This window comes from Bradyrhizobium sp. AZCC 1610 (assembly GCF_036924515.1).
Classification (GTDB): Bacteria; Pseudomonadota; Alphaproteobacteria; order Rhizobiales; family Xanthobacteraceae; genus Bradyrhizobium.
The window spans coordinates 4,665,619-4,689,761 of record NZ_JAZHRR010000001.1; the positions used below are offsets into that span (position 1 = coordinate 4,665,619).

Consider the following 24,143-nt stretch of genomic DNA (forward strand, 5'->3'; position numbering starts at 1 on the left):
GGGACACCAGATGCAGGAAATTTCGCTAGTTAGTTTCAGTGGCGTATTTGCTTTGCGGGACGGCGTGAGTGAAAAAGAGTTTTTGCCGAGATTGCACGCCTTCTTCCAGCATTTCATAGATATGGGGTTTGCCACGGGCTATCGCGTTATGCGCCGCGAGGCGCTGGACGGCTTTGGCAAAACGCTACCGGCCTTCACGTATCGAGGTGAACTCGTCTATACCGACCTGGAGCGGGAGCATGCCGCGTACGAATATGTCAAACAGCATGGCGAGCAAGTAAACTCGCTGCATGTAGCTATGAACTCATTGGTCAAACCCGACGCAGACTTCTTTTTAGAGACGCGCATCGCATAGAGCACCAATGTCCTCTTGGGACATGCCCGCCCATACTGAGAATGTCTGCTCACCAGGGTAGAACGGAAGTCGCAGGTGCTCAGTCAAACCGGCGCGAATGACCCAACTCGGACATGAACCTCGGCACAAACGAAAGCGGTTGTGGTCTTGCAAATGCAAAGACTGTCATCGGCTGTCGCGCCACGCTATTAGGTACAAGGGAGACCTGCGCACTTCTTCAGCAGTCCTCGATACGCCAATGTCGGCGAGCAGATGGTCATCAAGTTTTTCGAGAAGTTGCCTGCGCTGGTACCGTCGTTCCCAACCCAGTGCTATTCCGGCCAGCCACGCAAGCGGAATTTTCCAAGACCTTCTCAGGCTCGGAAACAAGGGTGAAGCTGCTTTGAGATTGTTGGTTGAATTTAAGGTAGTGCTGCCGCAAGACATGTTTCACCTCCGTAATGGAGCGAAACAACGCTTGGCTGCGGGAGCTCATCGGGCGGTTGTCAATGGCCCGAGTGCTTTCTGTATCATGCCCATACGCTTTGGCAAGGGTCAGCCTTCACGGAAACTCGCAAGCCGACCCGATGTCGGTTCACCATAGCTGACGTTCGCAACGCAACTTGCAGGCTTGCGACCAACTCGTGTCCTAAGGGGCTTGCCCGAGCCGGTGTACCGTTCACGCCATACCCACAAACCGCAGCGCCACGCCGGCCGCGCACGACCCCGCCAGCACCCAGAGCATGCCGATGTTGAGGCGGAAGATGGCGGTGGCCGCGGCCGCCGCCAGCACGAAGGCCGCTAGATCGAGGCTTCCCCACACCGGCATGTCGAACGACAGGCCGAACGAGCGAACCGGCGTGGTCTGCCGGAACAGCGTATGCAGTGCGAACCAGATCGACAGATTGAGGATCACGCCGACCACCGCGGCGGTAATCGCGGTCAGCGCGCCGGCCAACCCCTTGTTGCCACGTAGTGTCTCGATGTAGGGCGCGCCGAGGAAGATCCAGAGGAAGCAGGGGATGAAGGTGACCCAGGTCGCCAGCAATCCTCCGAGCGTGGCGGCAAGCATCGGCGACAGCGTGCCGGGATCGCGATAGGCGGCCATGAAGCCGACGAACTGCAGCACCATGATCAGCGGCCCCGGCGTGGTCTCGGCCATGCCGAGGCCGTCCAGCATCTCGCGCGGCTGCAGCCAGTGGTAATGCTCGACCGCCTGCTGGGCGACATAGGCCAGCACCGCATAGGCGCCGCCGAACGTCACCATCGCCATCTTGCTGAAGAACAGGGCGATTTGGCTGAACACGTTGGCCTGGCCGAGCCCGATCAGCAGCGCCGCCACCGGTACTACCCACAGCAACATCCACACCGAACTCACGGTGAGCGCGCGCCCAACAGAGGGACGGACATGGTCGGGTAGTTCCTCGCCGAGCAAGCTGTCGATCGCCGCCGCTTTCTTGTTTCCGCCACCGTGCTCGATCGCGGCGAATTCCGGCCGTCCGCTGCGCGCGCCGAAATAGCCGATCACGCCTGCCGCGATGATAATGATCGGGAAGGGTACGTCAAAAAAGAAGATCGCGACAAAGGCGATGGCCGCCAGCGCGATCATCACCCGGTTGCGCAGCGCGCGCTTGCCGACGCGGACGACGGCCTGCACCACGATCGTGAGCACCGCGGCCTTCAATCCGAAGAACACCGCCTCGACGAAGCCGACATTGCCGTAGGCCGCGTAGATATAGCTCAGGCCCATGATGGCGATAATACCGGGCAGGATGAACAGGCCGCCGGCCATGATGCCGCCGGCGGTCCGGTGCAACAGCCAGCCGATATAGGTGGCAAGCTGCTGCGCCTCCGGCCCCGGCAGCAGCATGCAGTAGTTCAGCGCATGCAAAAACCGGCCCTCCGAGATCCAGTTCTTTTCCTTGACCAGGATGCGGTGCATGACCGCGATCTGCCCGGCCGGGCCGCCGAAGCTCAGCACGGCAACCCGCAGCCAGACCCGGAAGGCTTCACCAAAACTGATGCCGTGACCGATCTCCCGGCTTGCGCCGGGATCAGTCCTCTTGCCCATGGTGGCATCCATTACGGTTTCGCCTTGTTGGTCGGCCAGTTGTGGGTCTCGCCAGTCGCGTCGCGGCACCAGCGGTAGAACGCGTCGTACAGCGTCATGCCCGCTTCCAGCTGCTCGAGATCGTCGTCGAACATGCGCGACAGGCCGAGCGAGGCGGCGAGCAGCCCGGGCGCTTCCGGCGACAGATCGAGCCGCCCGGTGTCGGCGCCACGTACCATCGTCGCCAGCCGCAGCAAAGGTGGTGTCGCCAGACCGAATTCCTCGATCATCACGTCGAACGTGCAGAGTTCGCCGCGGTGGCTCCAGAACACGTTCTCGATGTCGAAGGGCGCGGCGTTGAAGCGCTCGCCAACCGCGATCACTTCCGGCGGCGCGACGAAAAGAAATACCGCGTTCGGATCGACGAACCGGCGGATCAGCCAGGGGCAGGCGATGCGATCGATCTTCGGCCGCGCGCGCGTGACCCAGACGGTGCGGCCCTGCGCATCGCGTGCGGGGAGTTTTGCGGCCGGCACCAGCGGCAGCTTGGCGGCCTTCCAGCCTTCGAAGCCGCCTTCCAGCGCCTCGGCCGATACGTGCAGATGCCGCAGCCAGGCGGCGGTGCCCTGCGCGAGTTTCTGGCCGCGCAGGCAGACGACAATGGCCGAGCGGCCGGAAAATTCTTCGCCCCAGCCGGCGGCGTCCTTATGGTTGCGCCTGACCGCGCCGGGAATCAGCCGCTGGTCGGCGGCGAAATCCTCGTCGGTACGAACGTCGATCAGGGCAGGCATGTGCGCCGTGCCGATCAATCGTGAAAGCTTGTCTGGAGATATGCTGGTGTAGGATGACATGGCTGCGCCCTCGTAAAAGAAACGGGACGCGATACTTGAGCATGTCGCCTCGTGGGGAGATCGCAAAATCCCCATGGGCCGAATTAACTGCCTGACGCTTCGGCTGTCAACGGGGATCAGCTAGCACCAGCACGATTCCCGAGGCGAGCAGCAGCACCAGCACGACTTTCCGGAACGAAGCCTCGTCAAGCCGCCCGAACAGCTTTAGGCCGAGCCAGGTGCCGGCGAACAGCGCCGGCAAGCCGATCAGGAACAGCTTGATCGTGTCCGGCGTGATCGCGCCCTTCGCGCCGATCCAGAATGCGCTCATGGCAAAGATCGCCACCGCGACCGGCTGAAACACCGTGCGTTGGACGTCCTTCGGCCAGCCGCGAAGGCCGCACCAAATCGTCACCAGGATGCCGGCAAGCCCGGTAATGCCGCCGAGCACGCCATTGAGGAAGCCGATGCCGGCATCGGCCGTGGCGCCACCCGCATCGACCCGCGGAATCGCAGGCCGCAACAGCGCATAGAAGCTGTAGAGCACTAGGAAGGCCCCGACGGCCATACGCACATGGACAGGATTTGCCCAAGTGAGAATGCTGACGCCGACGGGAACGCCGAGCGCGGCACCGAGAACGAAGGGCCAGAGTTTTTTCAAGTCCAGCGCGCCGCGCAGCTTCCAGACCGAGTAGCCCTGCACGATCAGCCCGAACGCAATGATCAACGTGGCCGTTTGAAGGGGCGTGAGGATGTAGAGCCAGATCGCGGAGGCGACGAGCCCGAAGGCAAAGCCGGAGAGACCGGCGACCAGCGCGCCCCCAAAGGTCGCGAGAAGAAAGAGCGCGATTTCGACTGCGGATGATCCATCCATGTGCTCGCCCCAACAAAAAGCGAGCAGCGCTTGAATGGGATCGCCATTTCACGGGGAGGCCGCGATTTCCCCAACAATAATCTATACGGCGGTCTGCGTGCTTGGCAACGGTTCGATGTCTGATCTTGGCCCATCGCGTCAGTCCGCTGCGATGCGGAATTTGGTCGTTATCGGCGCATAGCAGACATGGATCATGCCGAACAAATCGCTGCGCAAGCGGTTGACGCCGCTGATCCGCAGGACTCAGCCCTTCACCAAAAGGATCGCGCACAAGGGCATCTGGGTCGAGCCGGAATTGCTTGCCGAAATCGAGTACCGAGCCAAATCGGGTGAGGGCAAGGTGCGCCATCCCTTCTTCAGAGGCCCACGGGAGGACCTTTGATGGATGATTTCGATCGGTTCTAGGAATGGGCAAACAAGCCGCTCGACAGTCTGACGATCCTGGCCGACATTCATCGTCATGTCGCTACCGCCGGAAGCGCGGCGCGACCGCGCCAAGGTCAATGAGGCCCTGGTACAAGAGACCGGCCGTAACTCAGACAGACGAGTACGCCTGAGCCCGACGTCGGGCCACTGGGGACGAGTGGTGAAACGATCGCAAAAAATCACCTTCAGCGAAATGCACGAATCGGGTTCGTCGCGTCTTGGTCTATTGTTCCGATTACAAATGCGGCCGCTCAATAGAGGTGGACGCTGCTATGTGGCCGGTGGTCGCAACATTGGCGCGGAACATCAGCGAGCGCGGCCATTGTCCTGTTCGCTTAGCCGGGGCGCTACCGGAGGAACGAATTCATGGCATACCAACCCAATCCAAACGATCTCCATCGTGCGGGCCGTAGTAAAGAGGAAATGCGGCGTCGCGATAATGAGCTGCAAGCCGATCCCCAGCTCGCCGAAGGTCCCGCCAGCGGCACCAAGGTCGCAATGTACGCCATCGCCATCGCAGTTGTGCTGGGTGTCGTGTTCTACGGCCTGAGCAACAACAGCGTGGACCAGGCGGGCACCACGCCGCCCAGCGAGACCGCGCAGCAGACCCAGCCGGCCAACCCTGCGGGGCCTTCGGGCAAGACCAACACCGAGCCCGGCACGACCACGGGCGCGGCGACGACCAACCGTCCGACGCTGCCGTCTCCGAACCCCACAGGTACGCAAGTCGATCGCAGCAAACAGTAAAGGTCGACCGTCCGAATTGACGTGCAGCGGGCCTATCGGCCCGCTGCTTTTGTGGCTAGCTGTAAGGCCCAGCAAGGTAGCGCTGACTTATTCGCCTAGGCTTGGTAGGTCGATCACGAAATTGCTAGGGTCCAGTTTGGCGCTAGCCAACGACTCGGCCTGGCGGGCTTTTTTTTGCAACTCCCTGGTCGCGCCCCGGCGTGATTAGAAGCGCGGAGGAGCCGGCCCGCTCGGTAGCAAGCGCTCCAGAGATGCTGTCGTGCTCGTACGTACGATTTAACCCTGGGTTGAGTCAGCGAAGAAGACGAAGATCCGATGAGAAAGCACCCTAGCCAAAATCACGGCGTCCGTAGCCGCTGCTAAAGGACGGCGTCCGTAGCCGCTGCTAAAGGGATGGCTCAAAAGGCGCTGGCGAGCACCCCAACCGCCCCCCAAGACAATAGCCACGCGGGCGTTACACCGCATGGCCTGATGCCGGGACTGTCCCGCTCCTCGCAAGATTCCGTCGCCGCTAACACAATCGCGGACCGGCAGAGACGTTCCGGCCGACGCTGGCAAAAAGTAACCCGCCGGGATGAGCCCGGGGGGATTACTTAGAAGCCGGCGAGCCACTGACCGAGCATGGCGAGCCACGTACTCACACGGAAAGAAACAGGCCCGCGCCAGGGGCGGTCGCCCGCGCACGGCCGCACTTAAAATCCATCCCCTTCGGGGGTCCCGATAATATGCCGACGTGGGAATACGGCAGCAATGGCTCAGCCAGTAACCGATGGGGTTTCGAAACCTCAATCGTCTGTCTCAAGACCTGGCACTGCTTGTCCGAGGTCAGAAATGCGATATCCGACGCATCCCGGCCACTGCCGATGCGGATAATCCCTTCAATCGGCGCAAGCTGCGTCGCGTCAATCAGCCACCAACTATTTTCGAGATAAACTTCGAAGACTGCGTGGAAGTCAGGCGGGTCCAGTTGAAGCGCATACGCGCTGACGGCGCGGGCCGGAATGCCGAGTGCGCGAGCCAGCGTGATGCCCAAATGCGCGAAATCGCCGCAGACGCCCGCGCGGTCTATAAACGTCCGCTCCGCGGTCGTCTCAGCGTTGCTGACGCCCGACACATAGTCAACGTTGCGATGAATCCAATCCAAGATCGACATAACTCGCGCCACGCCGTCGCCGGCTCCGCCGAACTCGCGTTGCGCAAATCGCATGAACTTGTCCGACGGGCAAAAGCGGCTGGGCAGGAGAAACGGGAGCACGTCGGTGGGAAGGTCCGACCATAGATGCTGGTGACCGGCCGGCGGCAGGAGCTGCCGAAGATTGTTTTCCACCACGACCTGATAACGGATCGCCACTTCGCCAGAGAACGAGGCGCGTATGCTCCGGTCACCGTATGGTGTCTTGTCGAAGAGCAATAGCGCCGGTGGCTGAATGTCGAGCGATTCCGAGAGGATTTTTTGATCGCTCGTATGTGAAGCCTCAATGATAGCGATAACCTGCGTTGCTTGCGCGAAAGCATAGACGAGTTCGGCCTTGATCAAGAGTTTCATGCGGCCCTCAAGCCAAACCAACCAGGGCACCCTGGCGTGAATTATGATCAGGTGTTCCAAGTGCGAACGCGGTGACGAGCAGTAAAACACTCGCGAGGCTCGTTCCGCTTTCGCTACGCAGAACGCGCTTGGCCTGATCCGACGTATAGCCATTGACCCGAGTTGGCGCTAGATTTTAGTGCTGCTGTACGCCTACTGAGGAGAACCGAAGTTCAAGACCGGTGCTGCGCACCCGTTTACCCTCTTCGGCCGTTCGTAAATCGGCTATCGCGGCCGCCTACGCGACGAAGCATGCCCCCGAACATCGTTCAAAAGCTGCTGAAAATCGGGCCTCGGGGCACGGCACATGGCCCATTTCGCTGACTGTTGCCACGCGCGGCGCAGATGCCGGAGATAGGCAACTTGTTGACGGGCCACGACGTCGAGCTATGGCAATTGGATGGACAGATCCGGACGTTCAAGGCACACATCTTGGGGTTAGCGCGATAGCTTCACACTTGCCGTTCGGCCGTATTTCAGACTCGGCTTGAAGCCAGAACTCCAGGTCGCGGTCTGCTGGCCGTCCGTTCTGTCCCAAAGTTCGTGGGCGCGCTCTAATCTCTTCCCTGGTCCGCTGGGCGGCCAGACGTTGTCCAAGCCTCTGTCTAAGTTCCTCGACCCACGCCCTAAGCCGCTCATAGGTCATCTGGTCAGTGATGCGCGAAGAAATGCGACTCGCTTGTGCAACCTTGCGGTGGCCGGCGTCCGCCTGAACCCTGGAGTTGGCGCTTACTGAGGCACCTCCTGCCCGACCGCTGCCGATGAGGTAGCAGGTGCAGATTTCTCTGGCGCTTCTTCATCCGCATCACTCGTGGTAATGGTGGCTACAACATCAGCAGCCATCGTTTCAAGCAATGCGACTTCGTCTCCTTCCAGGGTGCGGGGTTCGGAGTCGAGAATGCATAGCGCTCCGATTATCAGACCGTCAGCTGCGCGTAGCGGCGCCCCAGCGTAGAAGCGCACGTTCCATTGCTCGATCGTCTCGTTATCGGCAAAGCGCGGGTCGCGCTCGATATCCGAGACCACTAGCGTCTCGTCGTTGGCTACTACGTAGTTGCAGATCGCATGTTCGCGGTCCATCGGCAGCAGCGTACCTGTATCGTCGGTGATGGCATCCGGCAATTTTCCACTTTGTCCGACGAAGTATTCGCGGTCCTTATCGATAGTGGTGATCACGGCAACGCTGGTGTTGAATACGTCGGCCGCACGCTTGGCGAGAGCATCCAGCGCTTCACGTTTGTCACCCTCTAAGACCCCGGTCGCTTTCAGCGCGTTGACACGCTCTGCGTCGTTGTCAGGCACGGGGGCTTGTTGGACCACCTTGGCTTCTTCAGGGTCGACGATGCGGTGAATACGACGGACCGCCTCCTCGACCGAAGTCACGACAGCATCGGCTTTGAGCGCTGCGAGGGATTCGTCGGTCAACAGTTCCGGGGGCGCCCTCCATAGCGCTAGAACGATGCGCAGATCCGGCCATCGTCTTCGCAGACGCCGGCAGGCGTGGCGGGCGGGGATGGCTGGGTTCGGCGTAAAGTAGCTGAGGCAGACAATGTCCGCGCCCTTCAGGTCGAGTTTAGCCAGATAGTCGGCATTGACGCTTGCAGCGGGTTGGGAAGCTGCGGCGATCCCTTCGAAACCAAGCGCGTGGGCTAGCATCTCGCCGGCGAGGGCATCGATCTCCCATTTTCCTCCGATGCACAGGACCGTTGGCTTTGCCTCCGGACTCAGGGAGGCTGGGTATTGATCTCTGAGATCGTCGAGCAGTGTATCCATTCCGCTTGCCAGACGCAGGCGGTGCTCAGCGCTTGCGTTCTGGAGATACTCCTCGCTTGCCAGACGAAGGACCTCAATGCCGATTGCATCGTAGAATGATATAACCGAAGACTCTTCGATTTCGGCGCTTGCGATCTCGACAGCTTCGTCGGCATCATCTGCAATCAGTCGCTGATAGATGCGGGCGGGTACATCCAGTGCAGGCGTCGAACCGAGCATAGTGTCGAGGAAGCGCAGCTGCGGCAGATTACGCCCGAGGACTAGTAGACAAACCGTGAGAGGGGTGGAGAGGATCAGCCCCACGGGACCCCAAAGCGCTGTCCACAATATCGCCGCGGCGATCAGCGATATGGCCGACAGGCCGGTGCTCGAACCATATAGCAGGGGCTCGACAATGTTGTTGCTTATCAACTCGAGGATGACGATCACCGCAACGGTCCATAGCAACATGCTCCAGCCACTGTCGACGGCAAAAGCGATCGAGACTGGAAAGATCGCAGCAATCAGTGGGCCGACATAGGGGATGAAGCGCATGACCGCGCCCACGGCGCCCCACAGAAGCGCGCCTGGTACGCCGATGATCCAGAGGCCGGCAGCGAGCGGCACGCCGTAACTGACGTTTACGAGTAGCTGCATCAGAAGATACCTGCTGATACGCGCACCAGCCTCCTGGATCGCATCGGTCGAACGATGGAAGTTGCCACCCAATAGTCGTAGAAACCGGTCGCGAAGGTCGCCGATATCAAGCAGCGCCAGAAAGACGAAGATCAAGACGATGCCGGCCGTAGCCAGCGGCTCCGCTGACCGCACAAGCCAGGCAAATGCCTGCTCGAACGGCGTTTGCGGCATGGGAACGATTTCGACACGCTGTGGCACCGGGCCTTCCGCGGGTTTGTCGTCCTTTGACTCGACCTCCTTCTGTACGCGTTCGACTGTCTTCAGCACGCCGTCGAACAATCCGGGTGCCTTAAGATTCTGGCGTAGATCCGCCAACTTCGTCAGTATCGTCGATTGATAGGCCGGCAATTCGACAGCGATCGAACGGACCTGTGCGCCGAGAATGACGCCTAGTCCAACCAGGGCGCATCCGACGGTTACCATGACGAGGCTCGTCGCGAGCAGTCTGGGCAGGCCGAGCCGGGCAAGCCATGTGACGGGCGGGTTCAGCGCGAATGTGATCAGGAACGCGATCGCGAGTGGTATGAGTATTTCACGGCCGAAATACAGGCCAGCAAGGATGACCGCGCCCGACACCAGGGCGGCCGCAACTCTTACAATATCCAGTTCGCGAGACGTGACCGCATCCGCGCGGACCTGGCTTGATGATGGAAGCCCTGAGGCTGTAGGCAAATTATGCATTGTGCTGCGCCTCACACGAAAACGCGAACGGACCCAGCAAGTTCCCTTCATGCAATTCGTGTCGCGAGCTTGCACGGGCAATAAATCGTCGGCTTCACAGACGACGGACATGCACACGTTCCGCGAGGAAGCGATCGAGATGATCCGCGCCTAGGTAACGGCAGGCTGATCAGCGGTCACTCAGGCGGTGTCAATTTCGAGGTCCCAGCGGTCTTGATCCACCATCGGTGCCCTCGGCAGCGTCATGGCACCTTTGAGACATGCCGACACGGTAACGGTGTCTGTTTATAGGGTGTTCATTCCGAAACGGCCAGCCTCCAGTCGCGCTTGCTTGGCAAACCCACCTGTAAGAAGCTCGCCGGCTGCAGGTGCCTGCTCCGCTCGCAGCCTTGACGTTCATAAGGAGCATCCCCGATTATGCTGAGATCCCCAGCTTTCCAAGCGCTAGCCCGACTAATCGTGGATCCGGCTAGCCATGTTCGAGGTCGTCCCCGCATGCCATGGCATCATTGACGTTCAGTAGCGAGCGGAGCGCAAGTTTGCCCGCCGCCTCCCTTAGTGTCTCGACACTTCCCGCAAACCGGTGAATGCCCTAACGCTTCCCAGATATTTGGTTTCGTACATTTCTCTTTGGGCTTCCAGTACCTCCTGCCGCTCCCGCGCGTGCAGATCTGGGGCTACGAGCTGAAGGGTTTCGCCGTCCAGAGCGGGAATAGACCGGTTGGGCTGTCTCGGATCGCTCATGCTCCCGGCCCTGATCACGATCGCTCTACTTTTCATGTTCGGAAATGCTGCGCTTCTGAACCCAGGCGACTTAGTGTCTGATCTGCGCAAGGGAAAGCGGTTTCGGCTAGGAACAACTCAACGGCAATCTTGTTTGGTACCAGCAATTAACCTGGAGGGTTCTATGGCTAGAGAGAAAGAACTGAAAGATCTGTTTCTTGATACACTGAAGGATATCTACTTCGCCGAGAAGAAGATCCTGTCCGCCCTGCCGAAAATGGCCAAAGCCGCGCAGTCGCCGAAGCTTAAGGCTGCGTTTGAAAAGCACATGGCCGAAACCGACGGCCAGGTCGAGCGGTTGGAGCAGGTATTCGCGTCGATCGACGAAACGCCGAAGGGCAAGACCTGCGATGCCATCGTGGGAATCATCGAAGAAGGCAAGGAAGTTATGGACGAGTACAAGGGTATGCCGGCCCTTGACGCTGGTCTGCTCGCTGCCGCACAGGCCGTCGAGCATTACGAGATTTCGCGTTATGGCACCCTCAAGACCTGGGCAAACGAATTGGGTTACGCCGATGCAGTGAAGTTGCTCGATGCAACCCTTAAGGAAGAGAAGGCAACGGACAGTGCCCTGAGTCAGCTCGCGGAATCCGAGGTCAACCAGCACGCCGAGACCGCGAAAGCCGCATAACCAAGCGACCCGATACCACCTACAAACGGCCCCAGCGCTACTGCGCTGGGGCCATTCTACCGAATACCGGACCGGGCTGAACATCCTCCGAAAGGCGGCGACAACAGAGTGTTCTTACGATCCTACTTTCTCTCGGGCCGCCTCCATCGCATCCTGGCCCGCCTGTTTGACGCGATCGACGTATTCGGCGCCGGCATCTTCGAATTCGGCTTTGAGCGTATCGGCCCCCTCTCGGACGCTTTGCGACACGGCCCCGGCACGCACCTTCAGATCTGCCTTGAGGCTGTCACTCAAGTCCCCGACCCACTCTTTTTCGAGACCCGACTTGGCCAGGGCGCCCGCCACCGTGGCGCCGATCGCAAGGCCTACGGCACCAAGCACCAGCGGTTGCCTTTCCAGGAGATCGGACAGCGAGGACTGCGCCTGCCTCAGAGTTTCCTTCCTCGGCAAGGCCCGGCCCACCCGGTCAAACATTTCCCGGGCGCCGGCCACGCCTTCGTCGAATCGCTCGCTCATCGTTTCCGCCGCGCCGGACATCGCATCGGAAGTGGCCATTCTGGCGTTGCGGACCGTTTCATTGATATCGCGCGAGGCTTCGTCCTGCATTCGGGAGGCGCGATTCCGCATGGAACCGTAAGTATCGTCCCAGCTGGAGGCGGCCGACCTTTGGGCACGCGCGCCGAGATCGGCGAGCGGCGCGGCCGCTGACGTGACCGAACCGGCGGCGTTCTTCAGCTTGTCGCTGCCGATAAGCAGCCACAGCGCGCCACCTCCGATCAGGGCTGCGGCGAGCGGGTTTTCCCGGGCAGCCGCGGCCAGACCATCTATGAAACTCCCTTGTGAACCGATCATCGCACCATTCCCTTCACGGTGTCCTTGTCCTTTTCGAGCTGACGCAACGTTTCTCGCGGCGCCAGATGACGTGTGTCGAGCCGATTCATACCGACCGCAAACAAGATGCCTGCGAGCACCGCGGCAACAATCGCGGAGATCAGATAAGAGACCGGCTGCGACCAGCCGCCCGCGATCAAGGCCGCGGAAAGCGCAAACAGCGCCATGACGATCGCGGGAATAACCAGGACGGCACCGGCCGCAATGAGGCCGACGGCGCCACCGATTTGCTGAACCTTCTCGCCGAGTTCGGCCTTGGCGAGATCAACCTCGTTCTGGAACAGTTTTGCGAATTGCGAAAGCGCGTCGCCGAAAAGGTGCGAGATCGTCCGAAGATCGGTTTTCGTGCTCATGACGCCTCACCTTTGTAGGATCCCGAGCTGTAGGATGATGACGGCTCGTAGGACGATGACGATGAGGAAGAGCCCTGGCGTGAAGAGCTCTCGCTTCCCGATGCCCTCAGGAAGCGGACAGCGGCGAAACCGGTCAGCACCGACAGACCCAAGAAGGCCGCAGGCTGCCGCTTGGCAAAATCCGTCGCGCCATCGACCAGATCGCGGAAGCTTCCGTTGCGGATTTTGTCGGCGGTTTCGTCGACATATTCGGCCGCCGAATTGATGCCGCGGGCTGCGAACGGCACGTCGTTTTCGAATGCGCGCGCCGCATCCCTGATGTTGCCGGCGAAGCGGCCGACAAAATCGGCACCCGAGCGCTGTTGTTCACGCGCCTGATCCTGGAAACGATCCGCAGTTCCGGCTGCAGCCTCCTTGGCGGCATCGGCCGCCTCCTTGTCGCGTGCGGTGTCCGTCGACGCCCTCAGCACATCACCGGCGCGCTGTTTGATCTCAGCGCCGGCATCCGCCACCTGGTCCTTCAGGTTCTGGGACGAGCCCGTATTCTGGTTCTGGGAAGAATTCTTATCGCGGGTGTTAAGATCCATATCGCTCATGGCGGCCTCTATTTGGCTGGCGGGTTTCGGGAAGGATCGAAGGCCGTTGTCACGACGTCGTCGGCCACCTCTTTGAGTCTCTCGGTCACGCCTTCGGTGATGCGGCTGGCGTGTCCGCCGAGGTCGGCTTCGGACAGGCTTCTTGCCGCGGCATCCGCCGCCGACAGCACCGTGTCCTTGGCCGCCTCAAATCCGGATTGAGCCGCCGTGCCGGCGGCGCGCTTGACGCGGTCGCTCGCTTCACCGGCCACGCTCGCCTCGACCCTGGTGCTCGGAAGGGAAGCAGCAAGGATCGCGCCGATCGCCACGCCGAGGCCGCCAATCAATGCGACGTTGTCCCGGATCACCTTGCTTGCAGTCTCGGGAGCAGCCGTCGCCGCGTTCGTCGCAGTCGAGCGAACGCGCTCCATCTTCTCCTTGGCTATCTCCGAAGCGGCATCCATGCCGGACCTGACCTTGTCGGCGACGGCATCGGCGGCCTGCGCCGCGCGATCCCTCAGGTCACCAGCCATTCCGCTCGCCGCATCTGCCATTCCGCCTGCGGTTTCACGAGCTTCACCGGCCATGCCGGCTGCCTGACGCTCAGTGTGGGACATCGCTTTCCGCATACCGTCACCCAGATACTGGGCGCGTTCCGCGGTCTCGTCGATAACCTCCCTCGCCTTGTCAATTCCCGGCGCTGCCGCTTCCGCGGCGCGATCGCGAACGGTCTTCGAACTTAGGGCAAGGCCGGCACCGATCATCAAGAGCGGTAGTGGGAAGCCGCGGGCCAGGCGCATCGCGGGCACGGCGATCGCGGTGCCCGCGGCGATTGCCTGCATCGGATTATCCATGGCTTGTTGCTTCAGCGCATCCATCCAGCCGTGGGTCTTGTGACTGATGAAGCCGCTCACCTCAGCCTTGAGGTTTTCCGGCGAGACCTTGTAGCGGATGTCTTCTGCGGTGTCGGCGATCTGCTCCCTCAGCCGGTCGACGGTTGCCGCAAGCTGCGCGCGGCTTTGCTCGGAGTCCCGTCGTAGCTCCTCCACGGATCGTGTCATGTCGTCACCGCCTGTGCGTTCGTGTTGTTTTGAGAACGAACTCAGGCACTATTGAATCGTTCCTAACGCTCGTTGCGCGCCGCTGGATCGCGCGCGTCATCGATCGCCTTCGTTAATTCCGCGCCGAACAGGAGTATCTGCGCGGAGTAGTAGACCCAGAACATCAGGACGATCAGCGCGCCCGCGGCGCCATAGGTCGAGTTCGGGGCTGCCTGACCGAGGTACCATCCGATCAGCGATTTCCCGACGGTGAACAGCAGGGCTGTGACAAAAGCGCCCAGCAGAAGATGGCGCCAGTAGATCGTCGTGTCCGGCAGTACCCTGTAGATCGCTGTGAACAATAGCGTGAAGATGCCAAGTGACACGACCGCGTTGAGCGCGCTGAGCACGGCCTTGCCGGTCGACCAGTGCTCCAGGGCGGATAGCCCGGCACTCGCGGCCAGCGAGACGATCAGCATGAAGCCCAGTGCGGCGACAAGGCCAAGGCTGGCTGCCCGGCTCCGGATCAAGGAGAAAATTGGCTCGTCCGTCGGCTTGGACTTGAACGTTGCGTTCAGTGCCGTGCGCATCTCGCCGAACACACCGGATGCCGTTACCAGCACCGTGACGACGCCCACGACGGTTGCGGTCGCGCCTGACGTCGGATCGCTTGATCGGGCCAGGATGGATTTGATGAAGTCGCCGCCGGTTGGTCCCAACAACCGGCCGAGCTCATCACTGATCGCGGCGCGAGCGGCATCCTGCCCGAACGCCAAGCCGGCGATAGCCACGACGATAAGGAGTACGGGCGCCAGGGACGTGGCGGCATAGAAGGCGATGGAAGCTCCGCGGCTTAGGGCATCATTAGCGATAAAGCCGGATGCCGCCGCCTTCAGGACCCGCCACAAAAGTCCCATTGGTTTTCCCTCGCCTCCCTCGAACGCGCCACCAAACGATTAGCAGGGCGCTGAGTTCGTAGTGAACATCTCCGGGTTGCTGGCAACAAACTCTTCCCAAAGTTCTCCCATAATTCTCAGAACGTCTTCCGCGCGGTATCCCCGCCCGTTGGCCCGCTGGTTGACTAGCTGACCTAGCCGCATCGTTCCTGAAAGTGGGTCGCCAGGACTGGGGATGAAAGCAGCCTCCGCCGGCTTATGCACCACCCTTGCGGCGTGACATTGAATTGGTTGCGCGTGACTAGAGTCGCCATGGCGGTTGCACACTCGTGTGATCGGACGGACACTCTCAACGTTGGAATACTAGGCAATGTTCCTAATGCGCTCGGGATCGCGCGGCCTTGCGACCGCTCCGAAATCGAATGACAACGCCGCGTTGCGGTCTCGCCGTTTATCGCTCCTCCGGATTCACCCCATTTGTGGGGCGTGATCTCGCGCGGTCAGCTTGATCACGGGCACCGGCCAGGACAACCGGCATTTCAGCGACGCCTCCAGCTCCCAGAGCGTGTCGCGCGGTCACGGAGGGCGTCAGGCGGCAGGCTCGCCCGCCTTGCAGCGGTTGCATTCGACCAGCGAGCCCAACCGGCGTGACGCCGCATCGTTGAATTCCGGTCCCTGCGTCTGGAGTAACGCAGTCAGTAAGGATGTCTCATGGTCTGTTAGGAACTATGCCAGCAGCGACACGTTTCGTCACGGGCACTAAATGGAGGACCGCATGGATTGGAGCCGCGTTGAAGGTAATTGGAAGGAGATGAAGGGCAAGGTCAAAGAACAGTGGGGGAAGCTTACCGATGATGACCTCAATGTCATAGACGGCAAGCAAGACCAACTCGAGGGCCGTCTGCAGCAGCGGTATGGCTATGCCAAAGACCAGGCCAAGAAAGAGATCGACGCCTGGTACGGAAGCCAGGGGTGGTAACAAAAGGCCCCGCTTTAGCGGGGCTTATTAATTTGGGCGAGGACAATTCTCTGCCGCGCTTATGCCGTTGCAGCGCGGGCGATCTACGCAACTCTTGCCCTACGGCACCATCGCCTCATGCCGTCGGCCGATCGCATCTGATCGAGCCATCCATTCCGGCACGAGAGCACCGTCGCGATGCCGTCCGCCGGCGCACGCGACCGCCCATGCAGCCACGGCGCCAAGCAAGACGGCGGTCGCGACCGAGAAGGCAAGGATGACTGTGCTGCGTAACAGCGGTCTTGGCGTTTACAATGACGCTGTCCACCCTTCGCTCTGCATCGGCCGCAGAGAGTCCCGTAAGCGCGCCAACCTGCTGAATGAGATAGGCGCGATCGTCCGTGCTCAGGCCGCTATGACTTGAGGTGGTGAGAAGGATGCGCCCGGTCTCAGCGCGCTCGGCGCAGAGATCAACATTGGGCGCACGACGGCTGGCACGAAACAGCCGGTCAAGCTCATAGCTCAGGAACGGCTTGGCCGCGCTGGCCTGCGCAGGGCTTCGCATCGAAGGCGTTCGATTGAGACTGGCCGCGCCGATCAACGAGGCGAGCGCCGCTCCCATAATGACGGCCAGCGCCCAGACGCCCAAGCCGTGGACGCCGTCAGGGTCCTCAGTTTTTGGCAAACGGCACGTTTCTCCGGCGCGCTGCCGGTAGGCAGTCCGTTTTTTTGGCGTCGCGTATGTCCCATATCGGACAAACCGAGCATTCCCGATGGTCTGTGGGCTTCCCTATTCCGCGACGGCAGCCTGCTCTCTTGCGTGTCGGTTGGATCGCAAGGAAAGCCCCAGTTGATAGGCTTTGAATACGACGCCCCCGACGGTCCGATTGGTCAGTTCGGCAATCTGCGGTGCGGAATAATACTGGCCATGCGCTTTAGATCGTCGATATCTTGATCCGTCCAGCGTCTGCCGATCGCTCCCGGGGAGCTGCGCATGGAAAAGCGCTGCTATTTCGGCTACACGACTTCCTTAGAAAAAGGATTCGTTGCGTCCCCCTCATAGGGACGGACTTTGGTGAAGATAGCGGTCGTCGAATTGCGCCAGTTCCGCAAGCCTAGTTTCGTTGAGCACCCTCACCCGGCCCCTGTTGATATCGAGGATGTTCTCATCGCGCAGTTGTTTGATGATTCGGTTGGCGTGCACTGGCGTTATGCCCAGCGTCTCGCCAATCTGCTCCTGCGTGAGAGGCATCTCGAACGCGCCTGATTCCGTGTAGCCCGTGATGGCGAGACGTCTGCGCAACTCAACGACGATGTGAGCAAGCCGGCTCGCGGCCGGCCGTTGCCCAACATTGACAATCCATTCCCGGAACATCGCGGCATCGATCAGTGTGTCGCGCCAGAGCACCTCGGTGATGTTCGGATTCCCGCGCGTCATAGCCCGCAGCGCGGCGTGACTGATAAAGCCCAACCTGGACGGGACCAAGCTGATGAGATCGTGGTCCATGCGGTGCAGATATAGGCTCTGAAGGTCTGGGATGTCCCCGGAGATATGAATGGAAAGAATTTGCCGCTGGCCGTTCATTATCGTTTTGGAGCGCACGCAGAATCCCTCGATCACCAGACAGCATTCCGTCGGGCGGTCGCCGTCGGAAACGATGGCTCGTCCGGCCTCCCACGGACGAACGACAATCGGAAGCGCGCGGATGGCGGCGATGTCCGCCTCATCGAGCCCCGTGACCGCATCAAGCCGCCGTAATAGGGTCGCGACGATCGATTCTTTATCCAAACCAGATTCTCCTTCGCGGTCCACTTTCTCTGGAAAAACGGGCGCGGAAGGGCGCGGTTCCCAACAAAGGTTAAGGATGAGGCCGCTGCGATGTGGAAAGTTCAGATCTCGCAGGAGATCTAACATGAAGAAAAAGCGCAACCGCAGCCGCCCGGTCCTTTCGCTTCAGGAACGCTTGAAACAAGTCGCGTCTCTCGCGCGCGCAAAAGCCGACGGCTTACCGCCGGGCCAGGAACGCGACCGTCTGATACAGACAGCGGTCTCCAGTGATGCTGCAGCCGCGATAGACCGGTGGCTGGCATCCCCGGAATTGCGCAGCCCGAAATAGCCGGCCGTTCAGCCTTCAGCATTCGCCCAAGCCATCACTTTGGTTTTTCGGCGTAGAGGTGGATGACGTACAGCCGGTTCGCGAATTCGTCGGTCACTTCCAGTCGCTAATCCTTGCCGGGACGCAACCTCCCATCGAGGTCCTGAATGATCTGCCCCACCGTCACCGTTGCCTCGCGCCACGCGGCTTGCGCATCCGGCCAGTTCTTCTCCCTCCTCGTCCGGCTCAGGTCGGTCGTGGTACACACGGAAAAAGTATCTTGGCATGCTGGCATTTCTAGCGCCTACCTTCTTCTCGGCCCGCACGCCCTTGGACTTTCTTGGGCGCCATCTTTGCGGCCGGCTTTTCACCGCCATAAATTCGCTGGAGGCCCGGTCTCTCTTCGTCCATGCGCTCGCGCAAGCCTTGTAGCGACCAGAGCCCACGCCCGCCGCCATCAGCGGCCGCACCTGCTATATCGATGAGTGACCTGCGAGGATGCGTCCGACAGCAGCCAGACGATTGCCTGCGCAACCTCCTCCCGCGTTTGGCGGCCAAGCAGATGTGCCCTATCGCGAATTCCTGGCATGAATTTCGGTCTCGGAGCCGGACCCGCGTTTATACCGGAGCCTTGGGACCGGCCTCCCTCGCAAGTCCTATGATCGGCATCTAGTGCTTTCAACAGGCTTTCCGGCCGCCATCTCCTGGGCCATTTCGAGATGATGCCACAGGGTCGGCAGCGTCTTTTCTGCCCATTCCTTGAGGTTCGGGTCGTCGCCGCCTTTCGCGTACCGTTCAAACAGCGAAACGGCATCTTTGTGGCCGCTGACCTGGTCAAGATTGTATCGGGAGCTGAACTCGGCGCCATGAAGAGATTTTAGCTTGTCGATCTTGCTTTGGTGGAGGCTGTCCAGCTTGGTCGGCAGTGCCGTTTTCCACTCGCCGGCATGATCCATCAGATATCAGCCGAAGTCACTTGATGATCCTTGATCATGGTCCCGGCAAACGCCTTCTGGTCGGCGTTGCCCCGTTCCTGCGCGATCCTGCTGGACTGAATTTCGAACATGTCACTGATGACAACTTGCCTCACGAAATCTTCCGTCTTCGGAGCGATGCCGAGGGTGGAGTTGATGCCGGTCTTTTGCATGCACGCCGAGGAGCATGAGCGCAAGGCACGGTGCAAGATATGTCGTTTTGTAATCCTTAAGACGGAACCTTCCATATCAATTGGCGATACCTCACTTCGTTCCTCGCATTCCCCGCGCCCCTCGCCTGCCCGGCTCGCCAACGCAGGAGCGAACCTGCCAAGCGGATGTTAAGGAGCATTGAGATAAAAGAGAGCACAGGCTGAGCCATGCTGCATTATCCCCGCCCCCCCTTTCCGAACCAACACCAGCCGATGCCCGGCAAGACTGCCGCGATGAATCCGGTGCCCGACCATGGCGAAACGACATACAAGGGCAGCGGCCGCCTCAACGGCAAGAAGGTCGTCATCACCGGTGGCGATAGCGGGATCGGCCGCGCGGTTGCTATCGCCTACGCCCGAGAAGGAGCTGACGTTCTGATCTCCTATCTCGACGAGCATGACGATGCCCGGGAGACCGAGCGGATGGTGACGGAAGCCGGCAGAACGGCCGTTTTGCTTCCCGGCGACATCCAGGACCCCGGTCAATGCCGCGCCGTCATCGCGAAGGGCGTATCGGAACTGGGCGGTGCAGATATCCTCGTCAACAACGCGGCCCATCAGGCCAGCTTCAAATCGATCGACGACATCAGCGACGAGGAATGGAAACTGACGTTCAAGGTAAACATCCACGCGATGTTTTATCTTACCATGGCAGCGGTAAGTCACATGAAGGCGGGTAGCTGCATCATCAACACGGCGTCGATCAATTCGGATGTACCGAACCCGACGCTGTTAGCCTATGCAACGACCAAGGGTGCTATCCACAATTTCACGGCGGGACTGGCGCAGATGCTGGCCGAGAAGGGCATTCGTGCCAATGCGGTTGCTCCGGGGCCGATCTGGACGCCACTCATCCCGTCCACCTTGCCTGAGGACTCCGTGAAGAACTTCGGCAAACAGGCCCCGATCAAGCGCCCCGGTCAGCCGGCTGAGTTGGCCACGGCCTATGTCGTGCTGGCCGATCCGCCTTCGAGCTACGTATCCGGCGCGACGATCGCCGTCACTGGCGGAAAGCCGTTCCTGTAAAAGGTATCCCCACTGGCCCATAGGCATTGCCAAGGCCCGGTTTCTCGCCGGAGCCTTGGCTGCCAGTTCCGGGTCAGGCAGCGTTCGATGCCTTGGTGTTGACGCCCTTCCGAAGCGCGATGGTATTGAGCTTCGTGTTCGCAGCCTTTTCCTCGTTGAGGTTGGTGGTCAGGAAGCGAACCACCTCGTCATGACCGAGCTTTTCGGCCCAGGCAATCAGCGTGCCGTAGCGGCAGATCTCGTAGTGTTCGACGGCCTGCGCGCCGGCGACGATCGCCGCATCGAGCACGGCCTTGTCGGCTACCTCGCCGGTCAATTCATCGGCTTCCGTAATCAGACCATCGATGGCCGGGCATTGGGTGCCGCGCGGCTGCTGCTCGAGCTTCAGAAACACCTTGTCCAGCCGCTCGATCTGCTTGTTGGTCTCTTTCAGATGCGCCTTGAGGCCCGCGACGAGATCGCGGTTGGCCGCCTTATCGATCATCTTCGGCAACGCCTTCGTGATCTGTTGCTCTGCATAATAAATATCCTGCAGGCCGTGCAGGAACAGGTCGTCCATTGTCTTGATGTCTTCTGTGAATAGTCCCATGGCATCCTCCTTGATTGGATGCGCGCTTAACGTTATTGCCGGGACCGTTGTTCCTAAGCGGCGCCGCTTCCTCGTCGTTTGCCCGAGCGATAGGAACTACTCGTGCTTCCAGGTCTTTCTCATCAACGACGCGGAGGATCCGGACGATGAAAGCACTGGCATGGCACGGTAGGGCGGCTGCATCGAGGTCGTCTTGAAGCCGTGACCTCATGGCGCGGGTTCTGATCGGTACATCGGGCTGGCACTACGATTCCTGGCGCGGGCCGTTCTTCCCGAATGGCCTGCCCCTCAAGGAGCAGTTGCCTTATTACAGCAGCCAGTTTTCGACGACTGAGCTCAACGGCGTGTTTTACAGAATACCCACTCCGAAGGCGGTGGTGAGCTGGCGTGATCAGACCGGGCGCGATTTGGTTTTTGCCTGGAAGGCATCCAAATTCATCACGCATTGGAAGCGGCTTTCCGACAATTCGGTCAACAGCCTTGAACTGCTGGAAGACCGCCTGTCCCTACTCGGCAAGAAAGTCGGGCCGATCTTGTTTCAGCTTCCGCCCAACTTTAGGGCTGACGCCGACCGACTCACTTCCTTCTTCAAGCTTCTTTCGAAGAAAACGCCGCTACAGTTTCGAGTTCCGCCATCCAAGCTGGTATTCACCAGAGATATCGCGATTGCTCCGGCAGCAAGCCATCTCGCTATGCATTTCCGACCATCATGACGCGCCGGCGCCTTGGACGCGCACGGCGGACTTCGTCTATGTGACGCTGGCACGGCCCCACGGTCCGTTACAAGGGCCACTATAGTCCGCGAACCCTTTCGGAATGGGCTCGCCGCATCAGGTCCTGGAAGCGGCAAGGCTGCGACGTGTTCGTCTATTTCGACAAGACCAGAAAAGCGCGGCGCCGGCCGATGCAGACGCCTGACTGAGTCGACGGCGCCGGCCGACGACAGCGGACTGATTAGGAACCACTCCCTTGATCGGCCGTTTGACCTCCAGAAATCATTTGTCGACTTATCGGGCTTTCGGATGGATCCTTTCATCGATCGGCGCAGCAAGTCGCTTTGGATGGACGTTGCGGTCGCCCCAAACGCGACACCGCTGCAGGGCGGCAAGGAATGCAATGTTGTAATCATTGGCGCGGGTATTGCCGGGATTTCTACGGCCTATGAACTCGCCCTCGGAGGTTCGCGCGTCATCGTGCTCGATCGTGGGAAGATCGCGGGCGGCATAACGGCGCGCACCACTGCGCATCTGGCGCCGCTCTGCGATGATCTGACGTCCGCGATGATCGGCCTGCGCGGGGAGGACACATCCCGCCTGTTCTACGAGAGTCAGGCCGCAGCGGTGGATCGCATCGAGGAAATCCAGCAGCGGGAATCCATCGACTGCGATTTCCGGCGCCTGGACGGTTTTCTGTTTCAGGCGCGCGACACCGATGCGAAGATCATTGAGTATGAATTGGATGCGGTCCGCAAGGTCGGCGCGCCTGTCCGTCGACTGGTCGGCGTTCCCCTCGCCCATTGCGCCCAGCGGCACGTATTATGCTATCCGCGCCAAGGCACCTTTCATCCTCTGAAATATCTCAGGGGTCTTGTCGCGGCCATCGAGACAAAGCGTTGCAGCTTCCACTGTGACACAGCTTAGGCAAGTTAGGTTTTTCCAGCCGTGAGGGTGTGATGAGTATCGCCGAACAAGACGACATCGAATCGCTGCTGGTCTCCCTGCAGAAGCCGAACGTAGATCAAGGGGCGTGGGGATCCGACGAACTCTTGCAGGCACTGCCGGTAGCGCTCTATATGACGGACGCCGCCGGCCGTATCACCTTCTACAATGAAGCGGCGGCGCAATTGTGGGGATGCCGACCGACGCTAGGGACCGCCGAGTTTTGCGGATCATGGAAGCTCTATTGGCCGGACGGCACTTCCCTCCCGCACGCCGAATGTCCGATGGCGCTGGCGCTCAAGGAGCGGCGTCCTATCCGAGGCATGGAAGCGGTCGCCGAACGGCCGGACGGCACGCGCGTACCGTTCATTCCGTATCCAACGCCCCTGTTCGATGCTTCACGGGCTTTGATTGGCGCTGTCAACATGCTGGTCGACATCACCGAGCGCCGGGAGGCTGAACAGCGGCTTCGAGAGAGTGAGGCGCGCTATCGAGCCATCGCCGCGATCATCGAATCATCCGACGACGCGGTCGTTTCGAAGGACCTCAATAGCATCATCACAAGCTGGAATCAGGGCGCGGAGCGGCTGTTTGGCTATAGCGCTAAAGAGGCGATTGGGAAGTCGGTCATGATGCTAATCCCTCCCGACCGTCACGACGAGGAGCCGACCATTCTTGCCCGCATCCGGCGCGGTGAGCGCGTCGAGCACTACGAAAGCGTTCGCCAACGCAAGGATGGCCGCACCATCGACATTTCGCTGACGATCTCCCCGATCAGAGACAAGGACGGCAAGATCGTCGGCGCTTCGAAAATAGCCCGCGATATTTCATTTCGAAAGCGAGCAGAGGAACAGCAGCGGCTAATCTTCCGAGAGATGGATCATCGCATCAAGAACCTCTTTGCTGTCGCTGGCGGCGTGGTCACGATGAGTGCCCGATCGGCGAAAACAGCGGAAGAACTCGCTACTGTGGTGCGAGACCGCTTGTTGTCCCTCGCGAAAGCCAACGACCTAACGTTGAAGCTGACTGCCGATGGCACTCATCGAATGCAACACTCAACGCTGCTGCATACGTTGATTGGGACGATTCTCTCGCCTTATGATGGCAGCACCGACAAAGGCGGGGCGCGTGTCACGATCAGCGGACCCGACATTCCAATCGCGGGCGACGTGGTGACCGGTTTTGCGTTGCTATTGCACGAGTTTGCAACCAACGCCACAAAGTACGGGGCACTTTCGAGCCAAAGTGGCTCCATCAATATCGCGTGCTCCGAAAACACTGACCAATTCGTGCTAACGTGGACGGAACGCGGAGGACCACCGGTTGGTCGTCAAGCAGAGGTAGAGGGCTTTGGTACGCTACTCTCCCGTGCAACGGTGCAGAGCCAATTTGGGGGCGGGATCGCGTGGGATTGGAACCCCGCAGGCCTGACAATAGACCTTTCTTTTCCAAAGGACCGCATAGTGGCGCATCCCTAGCGCTC

25 protein-coding genes and 3 pseudogenes are annotated in these 24,143 nt (G+C 60.4%); 12 read left to right on the forward strand and 16 right to left on the reverse strand.

All coding sequences use genetic code 11. The annotated features are described in order from the left end of the window. Window positions 1-10 precede the first annotated feature (10 nt). Window positions 11-355: a DUF6614 family protein gene (locus V1279_RS23110; RefSeq protein WP_334440560.1), complete on the forward strand. Its 345-nt coding sequence runs from the start codon at window positions 11-13 to the stop codon at window positions 353-355. A gap of 165 nt (window positions 356-520) precedes the next feature. Here V1279_RS23110 and V1279_RS23115 read toward each other — a convergent pair whose 3' ends face one another. From V1279_RS23115 to V1279_RS23130, 4 genes are all read right to left on the reverse strand, one after another. Continuing rightward, complete coding sequence (locus V1279_RS23115) at window positions 521-781, reverse strand: DUF1127 domain-containing protein (protein ID WP_334440561.1); 261 nt, start codon at window positions 779-781, stop codon at window positions 521-523. A gap of 232 nt (window positions 782-1,013) precedes the next feature. Continuing rightward, entirely contained in the window at window positions 1,014-2,405 is a 1,392-nt protein-coding gene (gene chrA / locus V1279_RS23120) for a chromate efflux transporter (protein WP_334440562.1), read from the reverse strand. 11 nt (window positions 2,406-2,416) lie between these two features. Next, the gene (locus V1279_RS23125) at window positions 2,417-3,235 is read right to left on the reverse strand and encodes a sulfurtransferase/chromate resistance protein (RefSeq protein WP_334440564.1); all 819 of its coding nucleotides are present in this window, start codon (window positions 3,233-3,235) and stop codon (window positions 2,417-2,419) included. A gap of 106 nt (window positions 3,236-3,341) precedes the next feature. Then, window positions 3,342-4,088: a sulfite exporter TauE/SafE family protein gene (locus V1279_RS23130; RefSeq protein WP_334440566.1), complete on the reverse strand. Its 747-nt coding sequence runs from the start codon at window positions 4,086-4,088 to the stop codon at window positions 3,342-3,344. Between the two features lie 208 nt (window positions 4,089-4,296). On the opposite strand from V1279_RS23130, the pseudogene V1279_RS23135 reads away from it, so the two are divergent. Together V1279_RS23135 and V1279_RS23140 are read left to right on the forward strand one after the other, a co-directional pair. Next, window positions 4,297-4,470: pseudogene (locus V1279_RS23135) on the forward strand (ATP dependent DNA ligase); the annotation flags it as partial. Window positions 4,471-4,880: 410 nt separating this feature from the next. Then, window positions 4,881-5,261 carry a hypothetical protein gene (locus V1279_RS23140; protein ID WP_334440567.1) on the forward strand — a complete coding sequence of 127 codons (381 nt, stop codon included), beginning with the start codon at window positions 4,881-4,883 and terminating at the stop codon, window positions 5,259-5,261. 637 nt (window positions 5,262-5,898) lie between these two features. On the opposite strand, the gene V1279_RS23145 is transcribed toward V1279_RS23140, so the two are convergent. Together V1279_RS23145 and V1279_RS23150 are read right to left on the reverse strand one after the other, a co-directional pair. Next, a complete protein-coding gene (locus V1279_RS23145) occupies window positions 5,899-6,807 on the reverse strand; it encodes a transglutaminase-like domain-containing protein (RefSeq protein WP_334440568.1) in 909 nt (302 codons plus the stop codon). 768 nt (window positions 6,808-7,575) lie between these two features. Continuing rightward, window positions 7,576-9,978 (reverse strand): AI-2E family transporter, encoded by a 2,403-nt coding sequence (locus V1279_RS23150; RefSeq protein WP_334440570.1) that lies wholly within the window; start codon window positions 9,976-9,978, stop codon window positions 7,576-7,578. A gap of 907 nt (window positions 9,979-10,885) precedes the next feature. On the opposite strand from V1279_RS23150, the gene V1279_RS23155 reads away from it, so the two are divergent. Continuing rightward, window positions 10,886-11,392 carry a YciE/YciF ferroxidase family protein gene (locus tag V1279_RS23155; protein WP_108522332.1) on the forward strand — a complete coding sequence of 169 codons (507 nt, stop codon included), beginning with the start codon at window positions 10,886-10,888 and terminating at the stop codon, window positions 11,390-11,392. 114 nt (window positions 11,393-11,506) lie between these two features. On the opposite strand, the gene V1279_RS23160 is transcribed toward V1279_RS23155, so the two are convergent. The 5 genes from V1279_RS23160 to V1279_RS23180 all read right to left on the reverse strand — a co-directional run bounded on the left by V1279_RS23160 (window position 11,507) and on the right by V1279_RS23180 (window position 15,168). Next, the gene (locus V1279_RS23160; RefSeq protein ID WP_334440571.1) at window positions 11,507-12,244 is read right to left on the reverse strand and encodes a hypothetical protein; all 738 of its coding nucleotides are present in this window, start codon (window positions 12,242-12,244) and stop codon (window positions 11,507-11,509) included. Beyond that, window positions 12,241-12,636 (reverse strand): phage holin family protein, encoded by a 396-nt coding sequence (locus V1279_RS23165; RefSeq protein WP_334440572.1) that lies wholly within the window; start codon window positions 12,634-12,636, stop codon window positions 12,241-12,243. Before V1279_RS23165 ends, V1279_RS23160 begins: the two co-directional genes overlap by 4 nt. Continuing rightward, window positions 12,633-13,232, reverse strand: coding sequence for a hypothetical protein (locus V1279_RS23170; RefSeq protein ID WP_334440573.1), 600 nt, complete (start codon window positions 13,230-13,232; stop codon window positions 12,633-12,635). Before V1279_RS23170 ends, V1279_RS23165 begins: the two co-directional genes overlap by 4 nt. 8 nt (window positions 13,233-13,240) lie before the next feature. Further along, the gene (locus V1279_RS23175; RefSeq protein ID WP_334440574.1) at window positions 13,241-14,272 is read right to left on the reverse strand and encodes a DUF3618 domain-containing protein; all 1,032 of its coding nucleotides are present in this window, start codon (window positions 14,270-14,272) and stop codon (window positions 13,241-13,243) included. Window positions 14,273-14,334: 62 nt separating this feature from the next. After that, complete coding sequence (locus V1279_RS23180; RefSeq protein ID WP_334440575.1) at window positions 14,335-15,168, reverse strand: YihY/virulence factor BrkB family protein; 834 nt, start codon at window positions 15,166-15,168, stop codon at window positions 14,335-14,337. A gap of 754 nt (window positions 15,169-15,922) precedes the next feature. On the opposite strand from V1279_RS23180, the gene V1279_RS23185 reads away from it, so the two are divergent. Further along, a complete protein-coding gene (locus V1279_RS23185; RefSeq protein ID WP_108522338.1) occupies window positions 15,923-16,126 on the forward strand; it encodes a CsbD family protein in 204 nt (67 codons plus the stop codon). A 1,036-nt stretch (window positions 16,127-17,162) separates the two neighbouring features. Here V1279_RS23185 and V1279_RS23195 read toward each other — a convergent pair. Beyond that, on the reverse strand, window positions 17,163-17,894 hold the full coding sequence (locus V1279_RS23195) for a Crp/Fnr family transcriptional regulator (RefSeq protein WP_334374816.1): 732 nt from the start codon (window positions 17,892-17,894) through the stop codon (window positions 17,163-17,165). 124 nt (window positions 17,895-18,018) lie between these two features. On the opposite strand from V1279_RS23195, the gene V1279_RS23200 reads away from it, so the two are divergent. Continuing rightward, window positions 18,019-18,222 carry a hypothetical protein gene (locus V1279_RS23200; RefSeq protein ID WP_108522340.1) on the forward strand — a complete coding sequence of 68 codons (204 nt, stop codon included), beginning with the start codon at window positions 18,019-18,021 and terminating at the stop codon, window positions 18,220-18,222. Window positions 18,223-18,328: 106 nt separating this feature from the next. Here the strand turns inward: V1279_RS23200 and V1279_RS23205 are convergent, their stop codons facing one another. The 3 genes from V1279_RS23205 to V1279_RS37905 all read right to left on the reverse strand — a co-directional run bounded on the left by V1279_RS23205 (window position 18,329) and on the right by V1279_RS37905 (window position 19,291). Next, window positions 18,329-18,469 (reverse strand): hypothetical protein, encoded by a 141-nt coding sequence (locus V1279_RS23205; RefSeq protein ID WP_244608611.1) that lies wholly within the window; start codon window positions 18,467-18,469, stop codon window positions 18,329-18,331. 388 nt (window positions 18,470-18,857) lie between these two features. Next, window positions 18,858-19,157 carry a DUF4142 domain-containing protein gene (locus V1279_RS37900; protein WP_442894801.1) on the reverse strand — a complete coding sequence of 100 codons (300 nt, stop codon included), beginning with the start codon at window positions 19,155-19,157 and terminating at the stop codon, window positions 18,858-18,860. Next, window positions 19,157-19,291, reverse strand: coding sequence for a DUF4142 domain-containing protein (locus tag V1279_RS37905; protein WP_442894802.1), 135 nt, complete (start codon window positions 19,289-19,291; stop codon window positions 19,157-19,159). Before V1279_RS37905 ends, V1279_RS37900 begins: the two co-directional genes overlap by 1 nt. A gap of 264 nt (window positions 19,292-19,555) precedes the next feature. Between V1279_RS37905 and V1279_RS23215 the strand changes: the two genes are divergently transcribed. Then, on the forward strand, window positions 19,556-20,413 hold the full coding sequence (locus V1279_RS23215) for an SDR family oxidoreductase (RefSeq protein WP_334440576.1): 858 nt from the start codon (window positions 19,556-19,558) through the stop codon (window positions 20,411-20,413). 73 nt (window positions 20,414-20,486) lie between these two features. On the opposite strand, the gene V1279_RS23220 is transcribed toward V1279_RS23215, so the two are convergent. Then, window positions 20,487-21,002 (reverse strand): YciE/YciF ferroxidase family protein, encoded by a 516-nt coding sequence (locus tag V1279_RS23220; RefSeq protein WP_334440578.1) that lies wholly within the window; start codon window positions 21,000-21,002, stop codon window positions 20,487-20,489. Between the two features lie 209 nt (window positions 21,003-21,211). Between V1279_RS23220 and V1279_RS37910 the strand changes: the two are divergent. The 5 genes and pseudogenes from V1279_RS37910 to V1279_RS23235 all read left to right on the forward strand — a co-directional run. Further along, window positions 21,212-21,469 (forward strand): annotated as a pseudogene (locus V1279_RS37910) (DUF72 domain-containing protein); the annotation flags it as partial. Beyond that, window positions 21,390-21,800, forward strand: coding sequence for a DUF72 domain-containing protein (locus tag V1279_RS37915; RefSeq protein ID WP_442894907.1), 411 nt, complete (start codon window positions 21,390-21,392; stop codon window positions 21,798-21,800). The pseudogene V1279_RS37910 and the gene V1279_RS37915, both read left to right, overlap by 80 nt. A 19-nt stretch (window positions 21,801-21,819) precedes the next feature. After that, a pseudogene (locus V1279_RS37920) lies at window positions 21,820-21,924 on the forward strand (hypothetical protein); the annotation flags it as partial. 139 nt (window positions 21,925-22,063) lie between these two features. Further along, a complete protein-coding gene (locus V1279_RS23230) occupies window positions 22,064-22,642 on the forward strand; it encodes an NAD(P)/FAD-dependent oxidoreductase (protein WP_334440580.1) in 579 nt (192 codons plus the stop codon). A 32-nt stretch (window positions 22,643-22,674) separates the two neighbouring features. Then, window positions 22,675-24,138, forward strand: a complete 1,464-nt coding sequence (locus V1279_RS23235) for a PAS domain S-box protein (RefSeq protein ID WP_334440581.1) — start codon at window positions 22,675-22,677, stop codon at window positions 24,136-24,138. Window positions 24,139-24,143: the final 5 nt, after the last annotated feature.